The sequence below is a fragment of the Kribbella sp. NPDC004138 genome, assembly GCF_053603655.1.
This window is the reverse complement of sequence record NZ_JBSGFZ010000028.1, coordinates 36,142-56,903: the sequence shown is the minus strand read 5'-3', so window position 1 is coordinate 56,903 and position 20,762 is coordinate 36,142. Positions and strand designations below refer to the sequence as shown.

The window sequence follows — 20,762 nt, the reverse complement described above, 5'->3', positions numbered from 1 at the left end:
CTACTTACCCTTCGCCAGTGTGTCGTTCCACGCCTTCTCGGCGTCGTCCAGTGCCTGCTTCGCGGTCTTGGTGCCCGACATGTACGCGCGCACCTGGTCGTCGAACAGCTGCCGCAGCTGCTCGTCGTTACCCGAACCCATCGACGCGTCGACGCTCTGCTTGAAGGTGTCGATGAGGATCTTCCGGGCCTGGTCGGCCGGCGTGGTTCCGCTGATGTCGGTGAAGAACGGGTCCGCGAGGGCCTTCACCGACGACGGGTAGATCGGCACCAGCTTGCACAGCGCGAGCTGCTGCTCGGGCGCGGCGACGTACTTCAGCCACGCGGCCGCGGCGGCCTGGTTGTCCGACTTCGCCGGGATCCCCATCACCTGCTGGCCCGGCATGTAGAACTTGCCGTCGGCACCGGTCACCGGCGGACCGACCACGATCGACGAGTAGACGGCCGGCGCGTTCTTCTCGACGTTCAGCAGCGAGCTGGACACGGCCGCCGGGTTGAACGCGATCAGCTTGTTCTCCAGCGACTGCGGCAGGTCCCGCGGGTTCTCGCCTAGGCTGCCGGGCGCGATCGCGCCGGAGCTGTAGAGCGGCTTGAACTTCTCCAGCAGGGCCAGCGTCTCCGGGGTGTTGAATGCGGCCTGCTTGCCGTCCTCGGACAGCAGCGGGATGCCGTTGGCCTGCACCACGCTCGAGTACGCCATGAAGTTGGTCGCCGACTTGCCGGTCGCGTCGTGGTACTTCGTCGCGAGCGCGAGCGCCTCGTCGTACGTCGTCGGCGGCTTGGCCGGGTCGAAGCCCGCCTTGGCCAGCAAGTCCTTGTTGTAGAACGCCAGCGACGTACCGCCGTTGTACCAGGGGATCGCGATGCGCTTGCCGTCGACGACCAGCGGCTCGGTCAGGTTCGGCAGGTACGCCGCCACGTCCTCCTTGCTGAACAACGAGTTCAGGTCGGCCATCGAGCCGGCGAACAACCCGGTCGTGGCCGAGGTGAAGTTGACGACGTCCGGCACCTTGCCGCTGGCGATCGAGGCCAGCAGTTTGGTCGTGATGTCCGCCCCCGGCACGTCCACCCAGTTGATGTGGACCTTCGGGTGCTCCTTCTGGTAGGCGTCGATCCATTGCTGGATGTCCGGCCCGTAGTTCTTCTGCAGGTTGATCGTCCACCACTCGACGTCACCGGAGTAGGCGTCGCCGGACTGTTTCTGGTCGCTGTCACCGCCCGCCGGACTGCCGGACACGCAGCCGGCCAGCGCCAGCACGAGAGCGGCAACAACAGCGAGTCGGAGTCTGAGCAGGGGTCGGGCCATCATTGGCTCCTCAGAACGGAATGTCCTAAACCTGGCTTACAGACACCAGAGTGTTCGCCATCTGCCCGGTGGAGTCAACGGAAACTGGGCGGAATTTTCTGGAGTTACCGCTTCCGGTGCTGAAGGTTGTGCGTTACGGTTCCCGTCAGCTTGGTATCTGAAATCTGGGTTTCAGACACGAGGAGCAACATGCCCGGTCTCAAGGGCCGCGTCGTCGGTCAGCACTGGTACACGCCGTACGTGTTCATGCTTCCCGGACTGCTGTTCTACGCCGCGATGTTCGCCTGGCCGGCGGCGATCGCGATCCAGTTGGCGTTCTCCGACTACGACATCGTGCATCCGGTGCGCTTCTCCGGGCTGGACAACTTCGTCCGGCTGGCGCACGACCCGCGGGTCTGGATCGCGCTGCGGAACTCGCTGCTGTTCGTACTGATGTTCCTGCCGCTGACCGTGGTCGCGCCGCTGTTCCTGGCGATGCTGGTGAACCTCAAGCTGCGCGCGATCCAGGCGTTCCGGATGCTGTACTACCTGCCGGTGATCACGTCGATGGTCGCGGTGGCGGTCGCCTGGCGGTACGTGTTCAACCGCGAAGGCGTCGTCAACTGGCTGCTCGGCCTGTTCGGCGCCGGACCGACCGACTTCCTGCTCGACCGGCACTGGGCGCTGCCGACCGTGGTGCTGCTGGAGGCGTGGAAGAACGCCGGTCTGTTCATGATGATCTACCTGGCCGGCCTGCAGGCGGTGCCGTCGGACCAGCTCGAGGCCGCGACGATCGACGGCGCGAATGCCTGGCAGCGGCTGCTGCACGTCGTCGTACCGTCGCTGCGGCCGACGTTCGCGGTAACGCTCGTGCTCAGCATGCTCGAGGCGATGCGCGCCTTCGAGTCCGTCTACGTGCTGACCCGCGGCGGGCCGCTCGACTCCACTCTCACCCTCGGCTACTACATCTGGTCGAAAGCCTTCGAGGACTACGACATGGGCTATGCGAGCGCCGTCGGCCTGCTGCTGTGGGCGATCATGATCGTCCTGGCCGGCTTCAACCTCCTGGTGACCCGGCGGAGGGACGTCTGATGGCCCGCAGATTGTACCGGCCGAAGCGGCGGATCAACGGCCGGCGGATCGGTGTGTACGTGCTGCTGATCGCGGTCGCGGCGCTGTTCGTCGGGCCGTTCCTGATTCTGCTCAGCGCGGCGACGAAGCCGGCCAGTCAGGACGTGTTCGGCTTCCCGCCCGACCTGATCCCGCGGCCTCCGGTGGCCGACTGGTTCCGCGAAGCCTGGACGACGATCCCGTACGCGCGCTTCCTGGTGAACTCGGTGATCTATGTCGGCATCACGGTCCCGGTGTACCTCGTGGTGTCCGCTCTGACGGCGTATCCGCTGGCCCGGATCGCGTTCCGCGGCCGCGGGGTGTTCTTCATGCTGTTCCTGTCGATCATGTTCCTGCCCGGCGAGCTGATGCTGATCCCGCGGTTCCTGGTGATGAGCCAGCTCGGCCTGACCGACACGTTCGCCGCGGTGATCCTGCCGGCCGTCCTGTCGTCGCTCGGGATCTTCCTGCTCCGCCAGGCGTTCTCGCAGATCCCGGACGAGATCGTCGAGGCCGCCCGCGTCGACGGGGCGAACGAGTTCGCGATCTTCTGGCGGATCTGCGTGCCGATCGTCGCGCCGACGCTCGCCGTGCTGGCGATCCTCGGCTTCGTCTCGGTGTGGAACAGCTTCATCTGGCCGCTGGTCGTGCTGACCAGCCAGTCCAAATTCCCGATCGCCCTCGGGATCGCCTACCTCAGCGGCGTCGCCGGCACCGACGTCCGCGGTCTCGCCGCCGGCACCGTGATCTCACTGGTGCCGGTCGTCATCGTCTTCCTCCTGCTACAGAAACGCATCCTCAACAGCATGGGCGGCGCAGTCAAAGGCTGACCTCCCCACCACCCTTGTGAGGCAATCATGAACCCCACCCGCCGCACGTTCGTCCTCGGAACCACAGCGGGCGGTGTCGCTGCCTGGGCCGGCCTCCCGGCCCTCTCAGCGTCCGCCGATCCACTCGTCTACGACTCACCCGAAGCCTTCGACGCCGCCCAGGCGGGCTACCTCGCCTCCAACGCCCAGAACAACGAGGCCGGCCTGTACGCCTGGGGCGAGTCCTACTTCCTGCTCGGCCTGCTCCGGATGTACGAGGCCTACCAGGACGAGCGCTATCTGCGCACGTTCGAGGACCGCGCACGGCACCTGATGAAGACCACTGACCACGCCCGGAAGGTCCGGGACTACGCGGGCCGCTCCGGCAAGGTCTGGCGCACGGCCGGGAACTACACCGCCGGCCACGGCATCCTTGCCGACGGCAATGGTGCCCCCGCGGTTCAGCTCCGCTGGGCCGGCACCCGGTCGGCCGAGTCGACCGCCGAGGTCCTGAACGTTGCCGACGGCACCTTCGACCTCGTCCTCCGCAACCCCGCCACCACGACCGTCGTCACGCTGCCGGCGGTCAGCCTCGATCCGGCTTCCCCGGCGTACGTCGTGACCGCGGTCAACAACGCCTACAACGCGTCCCTGCGCTGGACGGCGGTCGACCTCCGCACGACTCCCGCCGCGGCGCCCGCACCGGCGGCGGCCACGATTCCGTTCACGTCGCAGTACTACGTCTTCGCCGTGCATACCGGGATGATCGCGTTCCCGCTGGCACGCTACGCGCGGATGGTGTTGCAGTCCGCCACGCTCCGGCGCGGGCCGCGGCAGGAGTTCGCGCGAGAGGTCCTCGACGCCGCCACCGCGGCAGTGGCGTTCCACGACCCGGAGTGGGTCTCGCGCGCGGACGGCACCGGCGACTACGTGTGGCCGAAGGGCGCGCCGATCCCGTTCGACGGCACCATCCAGCCGTACAACCAGAGCCAGGGCATCGGTCAGGTGCTGGTCGAGCTGTTCCGCGTGACCAAGCAGCCGAGGTACCGGACGCGCGTGCTGCAGATGCTGAAGGCGTACGAGCCCGCGCTGCGACTCGATGGTGAGGCCTACGTCTGGACCTACTGGCCGCCGTACAGCGAGCTGTACACCGGGTACGCGAAGACCGCGGGGATCTCGGAGTACACCCCGTCGTACCCGGCCGCGAAGCAGATCGAGGACCTGAGCCACGCCGCGATCAGCACCGAGTTCGTGCACGCGGCGTACGACGCGGGGATCGACGGCGGGCTCGCGACCGACATCCAGCGCTTCACGAAGACGTTCACGCAGAAGCTCGTCCGATCGGCGACCGAGGTCTGGTACCGGGTCGACGGGACGGGTGTCGCGGTGCCGGCGAACGCCGTGCAGTGCGCGCGCTGGGGCGAGTACGCCGAGCAGGATCTGCTCGTCTACCAGCAGTCCCTGCGCGTGTACGACGCCGTACAGCTGGTTCCGGTGCAAGGCTCGCACGCGTTGGGGATCGCCTACCTGAACTGGGCCAAGAACTCTGGTTGGAGGAACAAGTGAGACTGCTCCGGATCCACGCCGACGACGGACTGCGCGATGCCGTACTGGCCGACGACGGCCGGGTGGTGACGTTGCCGGGAGCGTCCGAGGCGTTCGACCCGGACCGCTGGCGGGAACGCGCCGCCGCGGCCACCGACGCGCCGGTGGAGTTCGGGGCGGTGCGGCTCGCCGCACCGCTCAGCCCCGGGAAGATCGTGTGCGTCGGGCTGAACTACGCCGACCACGCGGCCGAGGGCGGGCAGCAGGCGCCGGCCGAGCCGATCCTGTTCCTGAAGGCGCCGGACACCGTGGTCGGTGCGTACGACGACGTGGTGATTCCGCGCGGCGGTGAGAAGACCGACTGGGAGGTCGAGCTCGGCGTCGTGATCGGCCGGACGGCGGCGTACATCGAAGACGAGGCGACGGCGCTCGACCACGTCGCCGGATATGTCCTGGTGAACGACGTGTCCGAGCGGCACTTCCAGCTGGAGCGCGGCGGGCAGTGGGACAAAGGCAAGAACTCGGCCACGTTCTGCCCACTCGGGCCGTGGATCCTGACCGCGGACGAGGTGCCGGACCCGCAACAGCTCAAGCTCGGGCTGGACGTGAACGGCGAGCCGCTGCAGGACAGTTCGACGGCCGAGATGATCTTCGGCGTCGCGCACCTGGTGCACTACATCTCGCAGTTCATGACGCTCTACCCGGGCGACGTGATCAGCACCGGGACTCCGGCCGGCGTCGGCGCGGGCCAGAAACCGCCGCGGTACCTGCGCGAAGGTGACGTCCTGCGGGTCTGGGCCGACGGCCTGGGCGAACAACGCAACAAGCTCGTCGCGGCGCCGTGACGAGCGCGTACCTGACCGCGATCACCGAACTGCTCGGGCGGATCGAGGCGGAGGAGCAGGAGTCGATCGCGGCGGCCGCGGTCGTCCTCGCGGACCAGATCGCCGCCGACCGGCTCGTCCACGTCTACGGTCCGGGCGGGCATTCGAACCTGGCGGCGCAGGAGATCTTCTTCCGCGCCGGCGGGCTGATGCACGTCTCCGCGATCCTCGACGAGGGCACCCTGCTGTCGAACGGCGCCCTGCGCTCGATGGCGGTCGAGCGTACGCCGGGGTACGGCCGGATCGTCATCGACACCGCGGGCCTCGGCGCGGACGACGTGCTCGTGCTGGTGAACGCGTACGGGATCAACGCGGCCCTGATCGACGCGGCGCTCGCGGCGAAGGAGCACGGCGTACGGACGGTCGGGGTGAGCTCGCGGCTGCACGCGGAGCGGACCGCGCCGGACCATCCGGCGCGGCACCCGTCGCGGGCAAACCTGCACGACCTCGTCGACGTCGCCGTCGATACCAAGGTGCCGATCGGCGACGCGGTGATCGAGCTCGACGGACTGCCGGAGCGGGCCGGCGCGGTCTCCACGTTCGCGAACGCCTTCACGCTGAACTCGATCGTGCTGCGAACCCTCGAGGAACTGGTCGCCCGCGGCGTCACGCCGCCGATCTGGCGCAGCGGCAACGCCCCGGGCGGCGACGAGGCGAACGCCGAGTTCCTGGAGAACTTCCAGCATCGGGTCAAGTGGCTCTGACGACAGGACGTAGTCGTCTACGTATACGTCGCCGTGAGCGTGCGATGCGCCGCGAAGACGGGCCGGGGCCGGATACCTCCTGTCGTCAGTGCACAGCCGCGGCGATGCTGTCGGCGATCGGGGTGGTGGGCCGGCCGATCAGGCGGGTGAGGTCGCTGCCGCGGCCGGTCAGCAGGCCGCGCTCGACAGCCTTGTCGATGTCGACGAGCAGTTCGGCGAGCGGCTTCGGCAGGCCGGCGCCGGTCAGGATGCCGAGCAGCACCTCGCCGGGCACGTTGTTGTAGGCAACTTCCTTGCCGGTCTTCCGTGAGAGCTCGGCGGCGTAGTCGGCCAGCGACCAGTCGGTGTCACCGTTCAGCTCGTACGCCGCCTTGTCGTGGCCGTCCGTGCTGAGGACGACAGCCGCGGCCGCCGCAAAGTCGCGCCGGGCGGCAGTGGCGAGCCGGCCGTCGCCGGTGCTGCCGACGACACCGTGCTCGAGCTGCGTCGCGAGCTGCTCGGTGTAGACCTCGTTGTAGAAGCCGTTGCGCAGGAAGGTGTAGGTCAGGCCGGAGTCGAGGATCGCCTGCTCGGTCGCCTTGTGGTCCGCGGCGAGGGCGAGGTCGGCCTCCGGGCCGCCGAGGATGCCGGTGTAGGCGATCCGCGCGATGCCGGCGTGCTTCGCGGCGTCGATGACGGCCTGATGCTGAGCGAGCCGGTTGCCGACCTCGCTGCTGGAGATCAGCAGGACCGTGTCGCCGGGGCCGAAGGCCTTCGCCAGCGCGTCCGGGTCGTTGTAGTCGGCGATCCGGACCTCGACGCCGCGGTCCGCGAGCGGGGCCGCCTTCGAGGCGTTCCGCGCGACCGCGACGACCTGCTCGGCGGGCACCCGCTGCAGCAGCTCGTCGATGACGAGCGTGCCCAGGTGACCGGTGGCGGCGGTGACGACGATACTCATTCCTGCTCCTTGTCGTTGACGTTCTGTCATCGACAGTAGGCCGCGTGTGCGAGCCGATCTATGTCCATAGAGCGCTGATTTATGTCCGATCGTCTTGATCGGTGCGCGTATCATGCCAGGTATGGATGTGCTCGCCGATGTCGTCGCCGCGATGCGGACCGGTCCGGCCGCGTCCGGGCGCACCGACGTCCGGGGTCCGTGGGGCCTGCGGTTCGTGCACTCGTTCGGCGCGACGTTCCACCTGATCCTGCAAGGTACGGCGTGGTTGCTGCCGCCCGACGGCGACCCGATCCCGCTGGGGCCGGGCGACGCGGTGCTGCTGCCGCGGGGCGCCGAGCACGCGCTCGCCGACCACCCCGACTCGCCGCTGGTCGACTTCGACCCGTCGGTCGAGGAGCCGCAGCAGGGGCAGGGCGCGCGGTCGCTGCTCTTGTGCGGGACCTACCGGCTCGACCGCGAGCGCCCGCACCCGGTCCTGAGCAGACTGCCCGACGTGGTCGTCGTCCCGGCGAGTCCGGCACGCCACCGGTCGTTGCACACGGCAATCAGCATCCTCGGCGAGGAGCTCGACGCGCAGCGCCCGGGCGCGGCGGCGGTCGTGCCGGCGCTGGTCGACGCGTTGCTGGTGCTGATCCTGCGGGCCTGGTTCGAGAACAACGACTGCCCGACGGATCGCGGCTGGGCGCGGGCGCTGACCGATCCCGCGGTCGTGCAGTCGCTGGAGCTGATCCACGAGCAGCCCGGTGCGGCGTGGACGGTGGCCGACCTGGCGTCCGGCGTCGGGTTGTCGCGGGCCGCGTTCGCCCGGCGGTTCACCGAGGCGGTCGGGGAGCCGCCGCTGACGTACCTGTCCCGCTGGCGGATGACGACCGCGGCGCGGTTGCTGCGCGACCACGACCGCCCGCTCGCCGCGGTGGCGAAGGAGATCGGCTACACGTCGGAGTTCGCGTTCGCGAAGGCGTTCAAGCGCGACTTCGGCGTACCGCCGGGGACCTACCGCAAGCAGCTCATTCCGGCCTGAGGGTCGCCACCAGTTCGCCGCGGCTGCGGACGCCGACCTTGGCGAAGGCCGACTTCAGGTGGTCCTGGATCGTGTGCGGCGAGATCGACAGCCGGTCGGCGATCGCGCCGGTGCTGTGCCCGGAGATGACCTCCAGGCAGATCTCCCGCTCCCGCGTGGTCAGGCCGTACGCCGCGAGCAGCATGCCCAGCAGGTGGTGACCGCTCGCCGGCTCGATCGTGACGACGACCTCGTCGGCGGTGTCACCGAGCAGCCGGCTGCCCTGCAGCAGGACCCATTCGCCGGCCGCGGTCTGCACCCGCGCCTGGAACGTCCCGGACGACGCTGCGCGCGTTCCGGTGACGACGGCCCGCAGCAGTACGCCGAAACGGCCCGGCGCGATCTCGTCCAGCTCGTCCTGCCAGGTCCGGGCGGCCGCGGTGATCGCCCGCGGCTCGCCTGCCGGGCCGGTGACGACGATCGACGGACCGACCCCTCCGCGGTACCCGTGCGCGTCCGTGCGAACGGCGACCCGCGTCGCCGCGCCGATGACCGGCGCCACCGACCCCAGGAACTCCACCTCCCGGTCACTGAAGTCCGGGCCGCTGCGGACGAACCCGGCCGCGCCCCAGCAGTCCCCGTCGACGACGAACGTCGTCCGGACCTCGTGCTCGATCCCGAGCGGCCGCCACACCTCGTTCAGCCGCCGGTGCCCGACGACCTCGCGGTACGGCAGGTCCGACAGCCGGGCAACCTGGTGGGACGTGCGGGCCAGTTCGGCGAACGAGTTCGGCACCGTTCCGGCGTACTCCGTCTCTGCCAGCAGCGGCTCGTACTCCGGTGGGGTCCGGGCCGCGCCGCTGGTCATCGAGCTGATCACGAGCGTTCCCGGATCGATCCCGGCCCAGCAGGTGAGCTCGCTGCCGACGACTTGTTCGACCACCTCGATCGCGGCAGCGTGGAGTTCGGCGACCCCCATCCCCGAGGTTGCGAGTGCCGCGATCTCCCGGCGCGCGGCCCGCGCCCGGCCCTCCCACATGCGCTCAGTATGCGCCGCCGTCCCGGTGCCGCCTATCCCTGAAATGTGGGGATTCCGGCGGCCCGGAGGAGCCCGTCCGCACGGGATACCGCCGGCGTACGGCGCTCCCTACCGTCGCAGCCATGAACGAGACAGCCAGGAACGAGACAGTGCACCTCAGCAACGCGGGCAGCGGCGTCGAGTACGTCGCGCCGGACGCGACCGTGACCGTGAAGATCGGTGCCGAGCACACCGATGCGCAGTACGAGCTGTTCGAGATCGACGCGCCGCGCGCCGACGCGTCGCCGCCGCACACCGAGTCGTGGAGCAAGGCGTTCTACGTCCTGCAGGGCCGAATCCTCGTCCAGGCAGGGGATCGGGGCTACGACCTCGGTCCCGGCGCCTCGATCAGCATCCCGGCCGGCACGGTGAACACGTTCTCCGTGCTGACTCCGTCGGCGAAATTCCTGACCATCAGCCAGACCGGCCGGATGGGTGCGTTCTTCGCCGATCTGGCCGGGGTCGATCCCACCGACTACGCCGCGCTGGGCGAGATCACCGGCAGGCACGGCGTCACGGTGTCGCTGTGAGGTCGCTGTGAGTACCGCCGCGCAGGTCCTGGCGATCGCGATCGCGGTGATGCTGGGATCGGTGTGGCTGATGGAGTCGTTCTTCTACCGCCACCCGCGGCTGTACCCGATGTTCCTGCTCGAGCGGCGGGACTTCGACGCGGTCCGGCTGTGGATCGTGAACCTCGGCTTCTACAACCTCACGACCGGCATCGCGCTGGCGCTCGGCGTCGTCCTGGCCCGGACCGGGCACCTACCGCAGGGTGAGGCGCTGGTCGCGTTCACCGCCGGGCAGCACCTCTTCCTTGCGCTCGTGCTGCTCGCAACGGAGCGGCGACTCTGGTTGAACACCTTGCTCGAGGGCGTTCCGGCCGCCGTTCTGCTGGTGCTCGTCCTGCTGTAGGAAATTTACCAGTTCTGCGCAATCATGGGCACGGAGCACCACGCACACTCAAGGTTCCCGAACGGTCACCAGGAGTTCGACCGGTCCGGGGGCCTACCGCCCTGAGTACCCGTGAAGGTGAGGCTCATGAGCCCAATCAGTCGCAGGACCTTTGTTCTCGGAGGACTCGCCGCAGCCGGGGGTAGCGCCCTCTCGGCGCTCCCGCTGGTCGCGGCCCAGTCATCCGTTATCACCGCCACCGCCGCCGTCCCGTATCCCTTCCAGCTCGGCATCGCGTCCGGCGAGCCGGACGCCACCAGCGTCGTGCTCTGGACCCGTCTGGCGCCGTCGCCGCTGAACGCCGACGGCCAAGGCGGGATGGCGAACGCCGACGTCGCCGTCGACTGGCAGGTGTCGACCACCGACACCTTCAGCACCCTGGTCGCATCCGGAACGGTCACGGCGCAGTACGCCTCCGCCCACTCGGTGCACATCGTCGCCGGCGGCCTCAGCCCGGACGCCGACTACTACTACCGCTTCCGCGCCCAGGGCCATCTCTCACCGGTCGGCCGCACGCGGACCGCGCCGGCCGTCGGCACCAACGGACGTGACCTGGTGATGGCGTTCACCTCGTGCGCACACTACGAGGAGGGCTACTACACCGTCTACCGGCGGATGGCCGAGGAGAACCCGGGCCTCATCCTCTTCCTGGGCGACTACATCTACGAGTACGGCGCGACCGCCGGCCGGCCCCGTCTGCACGCGGGCACGAGCGAGATCGTGTCGCTCGCGGACTACCGCCGCCGGTACGCGCAGTACAAGTCGGATCCCGACCTGCAGGCAGCGCATGCGGTCGCGCCGTGGATCGTCGTACCGGACGACCACGAGGTGGAGAACAACTACGCGAACATGGTGCGGGCGGACAGTACGCCCTCGCTCACCACGGCGCAGTGGACCGCGCGCCGGACGGCGGCGTACCAGGCGTACTACGAGAACATGCCGCTGCGGCCGGCGCAGGCCAACAGCGGCAACTCGATCCCGTTGTACCGCCGGTTGCGCTGGGGGAGTCTCGCGACGTTCCACATGCTCGACACGCGGCAGTACCGCAACGACCAGGCCTGCGGCGACGGCTGGAAGGTGTGTTCCGACGCCGATCTCGCCACCCGCAGCCTGCCGGGCAACACCCAGGAGACCTGGCTGCTCGACGGTCTCAACCAGCACTACGGCACGTGGGACATCCTCGGACAGCAGGTGTTCTTCGCCCGCCGGTTCGACGCGGCCGGTGCCGGGAGCATGGACTCGTGGGACGGCTACCGCGCCTCCCGGGCCCGCATCCAGCAAGGCTGGATCGACCGCGGCACTCGCAACCCTGTGGTGCTGACCGGCGACGTCCACCGGGCTTGGGCCAGCGACCTGAAGGCCGACTACAGCAACGCGAGCTCGGCTGTCATCGGCTCCGAACTGGTGACCAGCTCGGTCACCTCGAGCGGTGACGGCGACGGGTCCACCACGATCCCGAACCTGGCGGAGAACCCGTGGCTGAAGTTCTACCAGAACCGACGCGGCTACATCCGGACGACGATCAGCCCGACGCAGCTGCGGGCCGACTTCCGTGCGGTCGCGAAGGTGTCGGAGCACGACGGCGCGGTCAGCACGGCGAAGTCGTTCGTCATCGAAGAAGGCCGGCCCGGATTGCAGGCGGTGTGACGATGAAGAGAACTCTGGCGATCACCGCACTGGCAGCCACTGCGCTGACCTTCACCGCGACCACGGCCGACGCGCACATTGCCGCGCCCACCTGGGTGACGGCGAACAGTGTGTCCACCGGCGACCAGGACGCCGCATCCGTCGCGATCAACCGGAACGGGTACGTCGCTGTGGCGTGGGAGGACGACCGCGACACGGACAACGCGACCGACCCCGTGCACAGCGAGATCTACCTGCGCCTGTTCCGAAACGGCACAGCTGTGTACGAGACGAAGCTGTCGGCCGGCGGCAGCAGTGGTGTGACGAACTGGCGGCACCTGCACCCGGACGTCGGCCTGGACGACAAGGGCAACGCTGTCGTCGTCTGGCAGGACGACCCGGACGGCAACGGGTACTACAACATCCCGTACCGCGTCGTGAACACTGCCGGCACCGTCACAGCCTCCGGCAACGCCAACAGCAGCGCCACTGGTCAGCAGATCAACCCACGCGTCGCTGTGGACCCGGACGGCGCGCCGTCCGGTGCTGCCGTCGCGTTCACCGTCGCCTGGGAAGACATCCAGACCGGTACGCCGGCCACTGTGAAGGCGGCCGGCTACACCGGTCCGACCACACGTGCCTGGGAGGTGACCGCCTCGCAGACGACCGGCCAGCACCACAACCCGGATGTGGCCGTTTCGGCGTCCGGTGACGCGGTTGTCGTGTGGGACGAGGACGGCGACGCCAACGGCGACTACACCATCGGACTGATCCGGCTGGCGCGCGCGAACGGCGCGGCCACGCTGTCGCGCCGCGTCGCCAACGTGAACACCACCGGCCAGCAGACCCATCCGGCCGCGGCGGCCAACTTCAACGGCGACTTCGCGGTCGCGTGGGAGTCGGCGGGCGTCTGGACGCGCCTGTTCAACAGCGCGGGCACGGCCAGGTACGGCGACGTACAGGTCGCGGCGGCCGGTGCCGGGCCGTCGATCGGTATCGATGACCAGGCGCAGACCGTGGTCGGCTGGACAGTCCCAGGTGCCGACCCCGACGTCTGGGTGCGCGGCTACGGGGCCGACGGGACCGACACAGGCCGACTGTCGTCGCAGCGGCTGAGCTCGGTGCCGGAAGGTCGTCAGGAGCAGATGACAGTGGCGGTCTCGCCGTACGCCGAAGTTGCTGTGGCCTACACCGACGACCATGACAGCAACACCTACGACCAGGTCTACCTGGGCACGGGGATCTCCAACAACAGCTGGTGAATCAGTGCGTCGTGGGGGACACCGTGCTCAGCACGGTGTTCCCTGCGTCGACCACCTCGAGGTGGTCGATGTCGCCGAGCGGGATCGAGGTACTGACCGGGACGTCTGCTTTGTAGCTGCCGTTCGCTGCCCACCAGCCGGCTTTCTCGACGGTCCCGTCGCGGCCGTGGACGACCAGCACGCAGTGCTCGTACGGCTTCAGATCGGTCAGTCGGAGCTGGATGTCTGTGCCCCAGCCCCGACTGGTCAGTTGGGCTGTCGTGTCGATCCCACCGACCCCGTCCGTCGCTGTCCAGGTCGCTGACGCCGGTGCGGTCAGCAGACCCCAGCTGAGGACACCAGTAGTGACCGCTGCCACCGACGCGGCGACAGGCGCGGCCCACCTACGTCGCGCACGCTTCTTGCTCAGCTGGAGCGGCGCAGGCTCCGGCTGATCCGCTTCGATCTCCTCGACCGGCACTGCGTGCAGCAGCCCCGGCAGATGCGCGAACTGCAGCAGGGTCTCGCGGCACGCCGTACACGACGCGAGATGCTCCTCCACCGCACGACGCTCGGACGCCTCCAGCGCACCGAGCACGTAGGCGCCGATCGACATCGTCTCCGGGCACGTCATGATCCGGTCACACCTCGTTCCTCCAGTGCTGCGCGCAGCGCGTGCAGTGCGTAGTAGCTGCGTGACTTCACCGTGCCCGGCGGTACGCCGAGGACGGCCGCCGCCTCGTTGACGGTGCGCCGGCGGTAGAACAGCTCGACGATCACCTGCCGGTGGTCCGGGCTGAGCCCCCGCAGTACGTCGACCACCTGCCACACCTGCAGCACCCGGTCGATGTCGTCGCCGAGCGCCGGGAACTCCCGGTCGTCGATCGGCACCTCCGTCACCCGGGCCCCCTGCCGGCGCCGCCCGGAGATCACCAGGTTGCGGGCGACCGTGAACAGCCAGCGCCCGGCCCGGTCCGGATCCAGGTCGGCCGCGTGCGTCCAGGCGCGCGTCATCGTCTCCTGCACGATGTCCTCGGCGTGCTGCCGGTCGCCCACCGAGCGCAGGACGTATCCGAACAACGGCCGCCGGTACTTGTCGTACAGCGCGCGGATCACTGTGTCGTCATCCACACCCAAGGAGTACGCACGGCGGCGGTGGAAGGTTCAACTGAACCGTCGCGCCGGATCCCGCGTATCTGCTGGGGGAGAGGAGATCCTGATGAAAACCACAATCTTGTTGCTAGGCGCAACGGTGGCGGCGCTGGCCGGGCTGACTGCCTGCGGCGGCTCCCAGCCGGCTGCGGGAGGCGGCGCGGCGCCGGCGGGCGCCGCGGTCTCGGTCAAGGACGTCAACGGCGTCGGGCAGACACTCGTCGACGCCTCCGGGAAGACGCTGTACTTCGCCGACCAGGAGGCCGGCGGCGCGATCAAGTGCACGGGCGGCTGCCTGAGCTTCTGGATTCCCGCGACCGGGAACTCGCAGGCGGTGCAGGGGCTGGCCACGATCAAGCGGTCCGACACCGGTGCGGAGCAGCTCACGTTCCAGGGCAAGCCGCTCTACACCTTCAAGCTCGACACCGCCGCGGGCGAGGCCAAGGGCAACAACTTCTCCGACGCCTTCTCCGGCGTCGGTTTCACCTGGCACGCGGCCACCACGACGGCGGCCGCAGCCCCGACCAAGGCGCCGTCGTCGTCGGGCGGCGGCTACGGCTACTGACGCGCGTAGACCGCGGTCAGCCGGCCGCGGGCGATGCTCTTGCCGTCGATCGCCTCCAGCGCCTCGCCGACGTCGGCGCCGTTGGGGAGACCGGTCGGCCCGGACAACGCGTAGACGGTGAAGCGGTAGTGGTGCGTGCCGCTCGGCGGGCAGGGCCCGTAGTACCCGGTCTTTCCGCCGGAGTTCTTCGCCTGCTTCACGCCCGGCGGCACGCCGCCCTCCGCGAGCGTGGCGGCGGTCGCCTCGAGATCGAGCACGACCCAGTGGGTGAACGTACCGCGCGGTGCGTCGGGGTCGTCGACGACCACGGCCAACGCTGCGGCGTTGGCCGGGATCTGTTTCCAGGTGAGCGGTGGAGCCACGCCCGCGCCGTCGCAGGTGTACTTGCGCGGGATCGTCTCACCGTCGCGGAACGCCGTACTGGTGACGGTGATGCTGTCCGGTGCGGTCACGGCCGGCTCCTTCCCCGACTGGTCGGCACCGCAGGCTGCCGCGCTCACCAGCACGGCAGCCCACAGCACCAGTCGCATACCTTCAACGTACTACCGGTTCACCGGCCCGGGACGAAGACGACTGCGTCGCCGACGGCTCGCTCGGCGCCGCCGGTGCTGCTCGGGTGGTTGACGACGGTGCCGTCGCCGAGCGCCATCGCCGTCGAGCCGCCGCCGTCGAGGTTGATGGCGTCGTGCAGGCCGAGCGCGTTCGCTACCGCCGCGGTCTCGGCCATCGTGGTGCCGACGCTCGTGGTCTGCCGGCCGTCGATCGTGGCCAGGACGATCGTCCCGCCGCGCGTGGTCCCGGCGATCGTGCGCGGATTGCGGTCGAAGAAGCTGCCGGTGCCGTCCGGTACGACGATCTCGCCGTTCTTCGTGAGCTGGTAGCGGCCGGTCACGCCGTACAGTCCGCTGCGCAGCGCGACCTTGCGGCCGCTCTCGTCCGACACCGCGAGATCCGTGCGCAGGCAGCCCTTCGCCAGTTGGAGCAGCGGGACGGTGTCCCGGCCGGTCGCCTGCAACGACGTCTGGCTCGGGCTGAGCGTCGTGCCGCGCGTGGTCGCCGTACGGACGACGCAGCCGCGGCGGTCGAGCACGACCTCGACGCCGGCACCGGCCGGGGTCGAGGCGCCGAACTCCGGCGTGAACCGCACGACGTCACCCGGTACCGCGCACGCGGTCTGATCGGGCAGCGTGGCGCACGCCGTCGGGACGACCGCCGGGTGATTGAGGAACTCGAGCGGGAACTCGGCGCCGGTCGCGCGGTTGCGGACGGTGCCGGTCCAGCGCAGGTGGCCGGTCACGACTCTGTTGCTGTTGGCATCGATCACCAGATTGGCCTCGGTCGGGTCGGTGAGCGGCTCGCTGAGCAGCTTGCCGTCGAAGAGGCCGAGGCCGACCGGATCGCCCGGGTACTGCGGGTTCGCGGTGAACGTGAAGAACGACGCGTTCACGCCCGCCAGGGCGCCGGCCGACTTCACCAGGTCGGAGGTCTTCTCGACGCGGGCCAGGTCGGGCCCGTACGTCGCCTTCAGGTGACCGCGGGCCGTCCGCGGGTCGATGGTGAGCACGTTGACGACCCACGGGCCGCGCGGCGTCGTGTTGATCTGGTCGGCCGGCGCCGGGTCGGTACCGCGCACGATCCGGGTCAGCGTGACGCCGCGCGCCAGCGTCCGGTCGGTGCGCGTCTCGGCCAGATCGGCGTCGCCGAGCGGCAAACCCTGCGTGGCCTGCTCTCCGGCGGGAACCGCGGTGGCGGTGGGAACGCCGACGGTCAGGGATCCGAACACCGCGGCCGCTGCCAGCGCGGTCGTGAAGACTCGAGCGGAAGTAGTCATACCCCATCCTCGAAGGATGTGGTGGAATCTTTCTAGACCTCGCCCCGACTCGTAAGCATCTTCCAGGTTACGGTTCAGCGCCGCTCGACCAGCCGGATCACCGGCAACTCCCGATCGGTCTTCACCTGGTACTCGGCGAAGCGTGGCGCCGCCTCGACGATCCGCTCCCAGGCCGCGGCGCGCTCCGCTCCGTGCAGCTGCTCCGCGCGGACCGCGACGGTCTGCCCGTCGACGTCGATCCGGACTTGATCGGGGTTGGCGGCGAGGTTGTAGTACCAGGCTGGATTGCCCGGGGCGCCGGCCGCGGAGGCGACGATCAACCGGCTGCCGTCGGCTGCCGGGAACCAGCCGACCGGGGTCATGCGCTCCGCACCCGTCTTCCGCCCGACGGTGTGCAGGACCAGCGCGTCGAAGCCCATGAACTTGCCGCCGCGGCGCCGGATCCGGCGGGCCAGCAGCGTGTTGATCCAGCGCAGCATGCGGCCTTTCGGCTGCCGGGCGCCGCGGGTCCCGGGGCGGGTGTCGAAGCTCATCGGCTCGGCACCCCTTCCGGTGTGTGGACGGTGCGGGTCGTGACGACCTTCTCGTCGTGGGTGAAGGGGCGTCCGTCCAGGTTGAAGCTCCAGGACACGGTCGGCGTGATCCGCAGGTACGCCGCGGTGCCGAACTGGCCGTCCCGCTCGACGAGCTCCGCCTCGCCGTAGATCCGCAGGTAGCGGGGGATCCACGGGCGGGCCGACACCAGGTCGTCGACCACGAACGCGACCTTCGTGTTCCCGTCCCGGACGTTGCGGTACTTGCGGGTCCGGACCGGGTCGATCCCGCCGATGTAGAGGTGCGTGCCGTCGTACTCGAAGCCGACCGGGACGGCGTCCGGCTGGCCGTCGTCCGCGACAGTGGCGAGCCGGCCCAGGGGTTGCGACCGCAGGTAGGCGACCTCCGCTTCGCTGAAGGACATCGATCCTCCTCGATAGTTCATGGCATTTACTGTATGCGTCATTAACTATACATCCCATGTACCGTGGAGTGGTGAGTGAGACGGAGACGCCGCCGGAAGCGGCTCGCGCGTGGCGCTTCGCCGGATTGGCGCAGGTGCACGGCGCAGACCTGGACCCTGCGGAGATGGATGCGGTGACTGGGCTCGTGCAGGTGACCGGTCTGGTGCAGGGCCTCTACGGCGGCATCTCCGAGCGCCACGACCTGACACCGCAGCAGGCGAGGCTGCTGTGCGTCCTGCTGGACGGCCCCAAGGGCATGGCCGAGCTCGCGCAGTGCTTCGGCGTCGAGAAGGCGGCGCTGACCGGCCTGATGGATCGCGCCGAGAAGCGCGGCCTGGCCGAACGGTCGCCCGTTCCTGGCGACCGCCGGGCGGTGAGGGTGACGCTGACCGAGCCCGGCCGCCGCGCTGCCACCGCGTTCCATGCCGAGGTCGGAAAGGCGCTCGACGACCTCGTCGGGCAGCTCAGTGCGGCTGACCGGGAACACTTCCGGGCAGTCCTGGCCGGGATCGTCGCGAGGTGCCGCACGTCACCGTCCAGCTCCTGAGCATCCGGGTTCGACGGACAGCGCTTACCTCTACCATCGTCAGCGTGTCCAGCCCGCTGAGTACCTGAGATGTCCGCCGTCGTCGGTGCCTTCGGCGCATTGGTCGCGGTGGCCGTGCTCGGGTACGTCGTCGGCGTTCTCGGCGTACTGCGCTCACAGGACGAGCTCGTCCTGTCCCGGCTGGCGTTCTTCGTCGCGACGCCGGCGCTGCTGTTCACGACCGTCGCGCGGGCCGACCTGCAGGCGATCTTCTCGGTCGTCCTCGTCACCAACCTGATCAGCCTGTTCGTGGTGCAGGTGGTGTTCCTGCTGATCGCGGCGGTGATCTGGCGGCGGAGCAGGTCCCAGGCGACGATCGGTGTGCTCGCGTCGTCGTACGTGAACGCGGGCAACCTCGGCGTACCGGTGGCGGCGTACGTGCTCGGCGACGGTGCGTTGGTCGCACCCATCGTGTTGTTCCAGGTGCTGATGATGGCGCCGGTCGCGTTCGCCGTACTGGACGGTGACCGGCAGGGGAGCGGGCGGCGCATGTCGCTGCGGACCGTCGTCACGCGACCGCTACGCAATCCGCTGACCGTGGCGTCACTGCTCGGGCTGCTGGTGTCGCTGCTCGGGGTGCGGTTGCCGGAGCTGGTGATGCGCCCGATCGACCTGATCGCCGCGGCGGCGGTACCGGTCGCGCTGATCGCCTACGGGCTGAGCCTCAGCGCCGGGACGAAGGACTCGATCACCTTGCGGCGTGACGTCGTACTGGCCGTCGGGCTGAAGACGTTCGCACAGCCGCTGGTCGCGTACGCGGTTGCACGCTGGGTCCTCGACCTGCACGGCCCCGCCCTACTGGCCCCAACCTTGCTGGCCGCGCTCCCCACCGCCCAGAACGTCTACGTCTACGCCGTCCACTACCGAGCCAGCCGAACCCTCGCCCGAAGCGCAGTCCTCCTCAGCACCCTGCTCTCCATCCCAGTCATGATCCTCATCGCCGGCCTCCTCACCTGACCTGGCCGACTGGCTCAGCGCCAGGCGGACAAGAGTTGCTCAGGACCGACCGCTTGGACGCCCTCGACCGCAACCCCCGCGCGGGCGACCGCGATCAGCGGGGTCGCCTCGCTCGCGCCCGGGAGCTGAGATCGATGGACATGCAGCCGGCTCAGGTCGTGTGTGTCGAAGGACTTGCGCTCCAGCCATTTGATCGAGCCGACGGCGGTGATGCGCTGGGCGACCGGGCCGCGATCCGCAGCGACCAGATCGATCTCGGGATCGTTGGTTCGCGTCCAGTAGCCGCCGATCGCGCCGGTGCCGTGGGGGAGCCCCTCGGCCGGCAGGCGGAACAAGGACTCGCGCACCACGGGTTCGATGGCTCGGCCGCGCCATGACGGCCAGGACTCACGGATGCGTGCCAGCGTGAGGTCGCCGCGCCCGCGCTCGACCTCGGTGAGGTGCGGGCCCAGGAAGGCCAGCCAGAAACGAAGGTGTGGATCGACGATGTAGTACCGCGTCTCCTTCGACGGGCGGGTGGACAGCGGCGTTACCGCCTCGACCACACGCTTGGCGGTCAGGAGGTGCAGTGCGCGATTGAGGCTGGTGGCGGGCAGGCCGCCGGCGGCCCGGCCGATCATCGTATGGGTCCGTTCGCCGGATCCGATGGCCGAGAGCACCAGCCTGGCGTGGGCGTCCGCGGGGAACTCGGCGGCGAGCGAGCGTTCGCCGCTGACGATCAGCGCTGTTGTCGGATCGGCGAGTGCCGATCCGAGGTAGTCGAAGATTCCGGCGTTCGTCGGCCAGTCCTCGAGGATCAGTGGGAGACCACCGGAGATGAGGTACGCGTCGAACGCCTCGGCCGGCTCCAGCCGCAGCATGTCCGCGACGTCGGCCGGGCTCAGCGGGGGCACGACCATCTCCGTCCTCCGCTGATGGAACGGCCGGTCGTAGTCGTTCAGGCGCTCCATCATGGCGAGGTCCGACCCCACGCAGAGCAGCAGCACCGGTTTGCGGGACAGTTCACGGTCGTAGAGCTTCTGCAGCGTGCCTTCGAACCCTGGGTCGTTCGCGATGAGGTACGGCATTTCGTCCAGGACGACGACGCTGGGCTGGTCTGCGGGCAGTGCGGCCGCCAGCAGCCGCAGGGCCGCATCCCAGTCGTGCGGCGTCTGTCCGGCGAACAGTTTGGCCTGCGGGAGTGTTGAGCCGGCTCCTGCCTCGACGAACAATCGGACGTCTGTGGTGGCGTTCGACTGGGCGGACGCTGTGAAGAACAGGCTGGGAAGCCCGGAACGCTCGATGAACTCCTCGACGAGCCGCGACTTGCCGACCCGACGGCGCCCACGCATGAGCACAGCCTTGCCCGGACGTCCTGTCCGACCGCGGTCCTCGACCCGACGCAGCAGCCTGTCGAGCGTTTCGAGTTCCCGGATCCGGCCGTAGAAGTGATCCATGTGCACCGTCCCTCAGAGACCCACACATGATACAACCAAAAATGAACGTACCAAACTTGGTTGTCTTT

Annotated in this window: 23 protein-coding genes; 13 read left to right on the top strand and 10 right to left on the bottom strand. The window is 69.3% G+C overall.

From position 1 onward, the window contains the following. Positions 1-1,305, bottom strand: coding sequence for an ABC transporter substrate-binding protein (locus ACWEOO_RS33505; RefSeq protein WP_452146442.1), 1,305 nt, complete (start codon positions 1,303-1,305; stop codon positions 1-3). A 189-nt stretch (positions 1,306-1,494) separates the two neighbouring features. On the opposite strand from ACWEOO_RS33505, the gene ACWEOO_RS33500 reads away from it, so the two are divergent. The 5 genes from ACWEOO_RS33500 to ACWEOO_RS33480 are packed head-to-tail and all read left to right on the top strand — an operon-like array spanning position 1,495 to position 6,336. After that, positions 1,495-2,376: a carbohydrate ABC transporter permease gene (locus tag ACWEOO_RS33500; protein WP_452146441.1), complete on the top strand. Its 882-nt coding sequence runs from the start codon at positions 1,495-1,497 to the stop codon at positions 2,374-2,376. Next, a complete protein-coding gene (locus ACWEOO_RS33495) occupies positions 2,376-3,224 on the top strand; it encodes a carbohydrate ABC transporter permease (RefSeq protein ID WP_452146440.1) in 849 nt (282 codons plus the stop codon). The genes ACWEOO_RS33500 and ACWEOO_RS33495 overlap by 1 nt, the downstream gene beginning before the upstream one ends. Before the next feature lie 27 nt (positions 3,225-3,251). Beyond that, positions 3,252-4,769 carry a hypothetical protein gene (locus ACWEOO_RS33490; RefSeq protein WP_452146439.1) on the top strand — a complete coding sequence of 506 codons (1,518 nt, stop codon included), beginning with the start codon at positions 3,252-3,254 and terminating at the stop codon, positions 4,767-4,769. Beyond that, a complete protein-coding gene (locus tag ACWEOO_RS33485; RefSeq protein ID WP_452146438.1) occupies positions 4,766-5,593 on the top strand; it encodes a fumarylacetoacetate hydrolase family protein in 828 nt (275 codons plus the stop codon). The genes ACWEOO_RS33490 and ACWEOO_RS33485 overlap by 4 nt, the downstream gene beginning before the upstream one ends. Further along, positions 5,590-6,336 (top strand): sugar isomerase domain-containing protein, encoded by a 747-nt coding sequence (locus ACWEOO_RS33480; RefSeq protein ID WP_452146437.1) that lies wholly within the window; start codon positions 5,590-5,592, stop codon positions 6,334-6,336. The genes ACWEOO_RS33485 and ACWEOO_RS33480 overlap by 4 nt, the downstream gene beginning before the upstream one ends. An 85-nt stretch (positions 6,337-6,421) precedes the next feature. Here ACWEOO_RS33480 and ACWEOO_RS33475 read toward each other — a convergent pair whose 3' ends face one another. After that, positions 6,422-7,273, bottom strand: a complete 852-nt coding sequence (locus ACWEOO_RS33475) for an NmrA family NAD(P)-binding protein (RefSeq protein WP_452146436.1) — start codon at positions 7,271-7,273, stop codon at positions 6,422-6,424. A gap of 121 nt (positions 7,274-7,394) precedes the next feature. Between ACWEOO_RS33475 and ACWEOO_RS33470 the strand changes: the two genes are divergently transcribed. Next, entirely contained in the window at positions 7,395-8,294 is a 900-nt protein-coding gene (locus ACWEOO_RS33470) for an AraC family transcriptional regulator (RefSeq protein ID WP_452146435.1), read from the top strand. On the opposite strand, the gene ACWEOO_RS33465 is transcribed toward ACWEOO_RS33470, so the two are convergent. Next, on the bottom strand, positions 8,281-9,312 hold the full coding sequence (locus ACWEOO_RS33465; RefSeq protein WP_452146434.1) for a helix-turn-helix transcriptional regulator: 1,032 nt from the start codon (positions 9,310-9,312) through the stop codon (positions 8,281-8,283). The two genes, ACWEOO_RS33470 and ACWEOO_RS33465, sit on opposite strands and share 14 nt — an antisense overlap. Positions 9,313-9,434: 122 nt before the next feature. On the opposite strand from ACWEOO_RS33465, the gene ACWEOO_RS33460 reads away from it, so the two are divergent. The 4 genes from ACWEOO_RS33460 to ACWEOO_RS33445 all read left to right on the top strand — a co-directional run bounded on the left by ACWEOO_RS33460 (position 9,435) and on the right by ACWEOO_RS33445 (position 13,190). Then, a complete protein-coding gene (locus ACWEOO_RS33460) occupies positions 9,435-9,881 on the top strand; it encodes a cupin domain-containing protein (RefSeq protein ID WP_452146433.1) in 447 nt (148 codons plus the stop codon). Positions 9,882-9,888: 7 nt separating this feature from the next. Further along, positions 9,889-10,263 (top strand): DUF1304 family protein, encoded by a 375-nt coding sequence (locus ACWEOO_RS33455; protein ID WP_452146432.1) that lies wholly within the window; start codon positions 9,889-9,891, stop codon positions 10,261-10,263. A gap of 126 nt (positions 10,264-10,389) precedes the next feature. Beyond that, the gene (locus ACWEOO_RS33450; RefSeq protein WP_452146431.1) at positions 10,390-11,949 is read left to right on the top strand and encodes an alkaline phosphatase D family protein; all 1,560 of its coding nucleotides are present in this window, start codon (positions 10,390-10,392) and stop codon (positions 11,947-11,949) included. Positions 11,950-11,951: 2 nt separating this feature from the next. After that, complete coding sequence (locus ACWEOO_RS33445; RefSeq protein WP_452146430.1) at positions 11,952-13,190, top strand: hypothetical protein; 1,239 nt, start codon at positions 11,952-11,954, stop codon at positions 13,188-13,190. Position 13,191: 1 nt separating this feature from the next. Here the strand turns inward: ACWEOO_RS33445 and ACWEOO_RS33440 are convergent, their stop codons facing one another. Both ACWEOO_RS33440 and ACWEOO_RS33435 read right to left on the bottom strand, forming a co-directional pair. Then, positions 13,192-13,803: an anti-sigma factor family protein gene (locus tag ACWEOO_RS33440; RefSeq protein ID WP_452146429.1), complete on the bottom strand. Its 612-nt coding sequence runs from the start codon at positions 13,801-13,803 to the stop codon at positions 13,192-13,194. After that, entirely contained in the window at positions 13,800-14,300 is a 501-nt protein-coding gene (locus tag ACWEOO_RS33435) for a sigma-70 family RNA polymerase sigma factor (protein WP_452146428.1), read from the bottom strand. The genes ACWEOO_RS33440 and ACWEOO_RS33435 overlap by 4 nt, the downstream gene beginning before the upstream one ends. 88 nt (positions 14,301-14,388) lie before the next feature. Here ACWEOO_RS33435 and ACWEOO_RS33430 point away from each other — a divergent pair, with 88 nt between their 5' ends. Beyond that, positions 14,389-14,886, top strand: a complete 498-nt coding sequence (locus ACWEOO_RS33430) for a COG4315 family predicted lipoprotein (RefSeq protein WP_359937933.1) — start codon at positions 14,389-14,391, stop codon at positions 14,884-14,886. On the opposite strand, the gene ACWEOO_RS33425 is transcribed toward ACWEOO_RS33430, so the two are convergent. From ACWEOO_RS33425 to ACWEOO_RS33410, 4 genes are all read right to left on the bottom strand, one after another. Continuing rightward, positions 14,880-15,416, bottom strand: a complete 537-nt coding sequence (locus ACWEOO_RS33425) for a YbhB/YbcL family Raf kinase inhibitor-like protein (protein WP_359937930.1) — start codon at positions 15,414-15,416, stop codon at positions 14,880-14,882. The two genes, ACWEOO_RS33430 and ACWEOO_RS33425, sit on opposite strands and share 7 nt — an antisense overlap. Positions 15,417-15,436: 20 nt before the next feature. Beyond that, positions 15,437-16,717 carry a phosphodiester glycosidase family protein gene (locus ACWEOO_RS33420; protein ID WP_452146427.1) on the bottom strand — a complete coding sequence of 427 codons (1,281 nt, stop codon included), beginning with the start codon at positions 16,715-16,717 and terminating at the stop codon, positions 15,437-15,439. Between the two features lie 74 nt (positions 16,718-16,791). Beyond that, positions 16,792-17,250, bottom strand: a complete 459-nt coding sequence (locus ACWEOO_RS33415) for a nitroreductase/quinone reductase family protein (protein ID WP_363712269.1) — start codon at positions 17,248-17,250, stop codon at positions 16,792-16,794. Continuing rightward, a complete protein-coding gene (locus ACWEOO_RS33410) occupies positions 17,247-17,675 on the bottom strand; it encodes a PPOX class F420-dependent oxidoreductase (protein ID WP_452146426.1) in 429 nt (142 codons plus the stop codon). The genes ACWEOO_RS33415 and ACWEOO_RS33410 overlap by 4 nt, the downstream gene beginning before the upstream one ends. Before the next feature lie 71 nt (positions 17,676-17,746). On the opposite strand from ACWEOO_RS33410, the gene ACWEOO_RS33405 reads away from it, so the two are divergent. Then, entirely contained in the window at positions 17,747-18,262 is a 516-nt protein-coding gene (locus ACWEOO_RS33405) for a MarR family winged helix-turn-helix transcriptional regulator (RefSeq protein WP_452146425.1), read from the top strand. 69 nt (positions 18,263-18,331) lie between these two features. Beyond that, positions 18,332-19,258 carry an AEC family transporter gene (locus tag ACWEOO_RS33400; RefSeq protein ID WP_452146424.1) on the top strand — a complete coding sequence of 309 codons (927 nt, stop codon included), beginning with the start codon at positions 18,332-18,334 and terminating at the stop codon, positions 19,256-19,258. A 14-nt stretch (positions 19,259-19,272) separates the two neighbouring features. Here the strand turns inward: ACWEOO_RS33400 and ACWEOO_RS33395 are convergent, their stop codons facing one another. After that, positions 19,273-20,694, bottom strand: coding sequence for an ATP-binding protein (locus tag ACWEOO_RS33395; RefSeq protein ID WP_452146423.1), 1,422 nt, complete (start codon positions 20,692-20,694; stop codon positions 19,273-19,275). Positions 20,695-20,762: the final 68 nt, after the last annotated feature.

Excerpts from the sequence above, each read along its gene's own strand:
- ACWEOO_RS33505 (WP_452146442.1), bottom strand. The coding sequence starts at position 1,305 with ATGGCCCGACCCCTGCTCAGACTCCGACTCGCTGTTGTTGCCGCTCTC.
- ACWEOO_RS33500 (WP_452146441.1), top strand. The coding sequence starts at position 1,495 with ATGCCCGGTCTCAAGGGCCGCGTCGTCGGTCAGCACTGGTACACGCCG.
- ACWEOO_RS33495 (WP_452146440.1), top strand. The coding sequence starts at position 2,376 with ATGGCCCGCAGATTGTACCGGCCGAAGCGGCGGATCAACGGCCGGCGG.
- ACWEOO_RS33490 (WP_452146439.1), top strand. The coding sequence starts at position 3,252 with ATGAACCCCACCCGCCGCACGTTCGTCCTCGGAACCACAGCGGGCGGT.
- ACWEOO_RS33475 (WP_452146436.1), bottom strand. The coding sequence starts at position 7,273 with ATGAGTATCGTCGTCACCGCCGCCACCGGTCACCTGGGCACGCTCGTC.
- ACWEOO_RS33470 (WP_452146435.1), top strand. The coding sequence starts at position 7,395 with ATGGATGTGCTCGCCGATGTCGTCGCCGCGATGCGGACCGGTCCGGCC.
- ACWEOO_RS33465 (WP_452146434.1), bottom strand. The coding sequence starts at position 9,312 with ATGTGGGAGGGCCGGGCGCGGGCCGCGCGCCGGGAGATCGCGGCACTC.
- ACWEOO_RS33460 (WP_452146433.1), top strand. The coding sequence starts at position 9,435 with ATGAACGAGACAGCCAGGAACGAGACAGTGCACCTCAGCAACGCGGGC.
- ACWEOO_RS33450 (WP_452146431.1), top strand. The coding sequence starts at position 10,390 with ATGAGCCCAATCAGTCGCAGGACCTTTGTTCTCGGAGGACTCGCCGCA.
- ACWEOO_RS33445 (WP_452146430.1), top strand. The coding sequence starts at position 11,952 with ATGAAGAGAACTCTGGCGATCACCGCACTGGCAGCCACTGCGCTGACC.
- ACWEOO_RS33440 (WP_452146429.1), bottom strand. The coding sequence starts at position 13,803 with ATGACGTGCCCGGAGACGATGTCGATCGGCGCCTACGTGCTCGGTGCG.
- ACWEOO_RS33430 (WP_359937933.1), top strand. The coding sequence starts at position 14,389 with ATGAAAACCACAATCTTGTTGCTAGGCGCAACGGTGGCGGCGCTGGCC.
- ACWEOO_RS33425 (WP_359937930.1), bottom strand. The coding sequence starts at position 15,416 with ATGCGACTGGTGCTGTGGGCTGCCGTGCTGGTGAGCGCGGCAGCCTGC.
- ACWEOO_RS33420 (WP_452146427.1), bottom strand. The coding sequence starts at position 16,717 with ATGACTACTTCCGCTCGAGTCTTCACGACCGCGCTGGCAGCGGCCGCG.
- ACWEOO_RS33415 (WP_363712269.1), bottom strand. The coding sequence starts at position 17,250 with ATGAGCTTCGACACCCGCCCCGGGACCCGCGGCGCCCGGCAGCCGAAA.
- ACWEOO_RS33410 (WP_452146426.1), bottom strand. The coding sequence starts at position 17,675 with ATGTCCTTCAGCGAAGCGGAGGTCGCCTACCTGCGGTCGCAACCCCTG.
- ACWEOO_RS33400 (WP_452146424.1), top strand. The coding sequence starts at position 18,332 with ATGTCCGCCGTCGTCGGTGCCTTCGGCGCATTGGTCGCGGTGGCCGTG.
- ACWEOO_RS33395 (WP_452146423.1), bottom strand. The coding sequence starts at position 20,694 with ATGGATCACTTCTACGGCCGGATCCGGGAACTCGAAACGCTCGACAGG.